This is a genomic window from Aeromonas sp. S12(2024) (assembly GCF_041402305.1).
Classification (GTDB): domain Bacteria; phylum Pseudomonadota; class Gammaproteobacteria; order Enterobacterales; family Aeromonadaceae; genus Aeromonas; species Aeromonas veronii.
This window is the reverse complement of sequence record NZ_JBGLRB010000043.1, coordinates 1-1062: the sequence shown is the minus strand read 5'-3', so window position 1 is coordinate 1062 and position 1062 is coordinate 1. Positions and strand designations below refer to the sequence as shown.

The 1062-nt window shown below is 54.9% G+C and carries 1 protein-coding gene; it reads left to right on the top strand.

Translation table 11 applies throughout. The features are described from left to right. Nucleotides 1-88 precede the first annotated feature (88 nt). On the top strand, nucleotides 89-1006 hold the full coding sequence (locus tag ACB035_RS20440; RefSeq protein WP_371168031.1) for an IS5 family transposase: 918 nt from the start codon (nucleotides 89-91) through the stop codon (nucleotides 1004-1006). Nucleotides 1007-1062: the final 56 nt, after the last annotated feature.

Genomic DNA, 1062 nt, shown 5'->3' with positions numbered 1-1062 from the left:
GGCGTTGTTTCCCAAATCGATGCCGCTTGAATGGAACTAACTGAGGACTTGGTGATCTGATCACCACCATCCTCTTCAAGTCTGCATCATGGGCATATCGCTTCATCCCATCACCAACTGGCCTCAATACAACAAGTCTTTGATTAACCGTGGTTCACTCACCTTCTGGGTTGATACCGAGGCCATGAACAACTGGTTTCACCACGCCCATCATGGGCGGCGGGGCCGCAGCCAGCTCTACACCGACCAGACCATTTGTACCTTCCTGATACTCAAGGGGATTTTCAGCCTCACCCTGAGAGCAACTCAGGGGCTACTCGACTCCCTGTTCGTGTTGATGAATGTGCCGCTGTGCGCACCGGACTATAGCTGCGTAAGCAAGCGGGCCCGTACGGTAGCTGTGGCCTATCGACAACCCGCCAAGAGACGTATCACCGACCTGGTTATCGACTCAACCGGCCTGAAGGTATTTGGTGAAGGCGAGTGGAAGGTCAGAAAACACGGCGCTGAGAAACGGCGAGTGTGGCGCAAGTTGCATCTGGCGGTAGACCCTGTGACCCACGATATCGTGGCGGCGGAAGTGTCGTTGGAAAATGTCCATGACGCCGAGGTGTTGCCCACCTTACTCAACCCTCTGCGGCGTAAGCTGGGACATGTTTATGCGGATGGCGCTTATGACAGCAACGCCAGCCATCAGCTTATCTCGCGCAAAGGGGCGACAGCCTGTATCCCGCCCCGCAAGAACGCTGGGCTATGGAAAAAGGGGCATCCAAGAAATGAGGCCGTGCTGGTGATGCGCAAGGAAGGGCTGGCGCACTGGAAGAAGATATCGGGGTATCACCGTCGCTCGCTGGCAGAGACGGCGATGTATCGGTTCAAGCAGTTAATGATGGGCAAAATCAGTCTGCGAACATACAACGGTCAGGTAGGGGAAGTGATGGCGTATGTGAGTGCGATAAACAAACTGAACAGGCTTGGTCTGCCAGTCAGAAAGCCCCGAGTGTAACGGTCACCTGGGGCTGGGGAAGTCATGACTTTTTAGCTGATTTGGGAAACAACGCC

Excerpts from the sequence above, each read along its gene's own strand:
- ACB035_RS20440 (WP_371168031.1), top strand. The coding sequence starts at position 89 with ATGGGCATATCGCTTCATCCCATCACCAACTGGCCTCAATACAACAAG.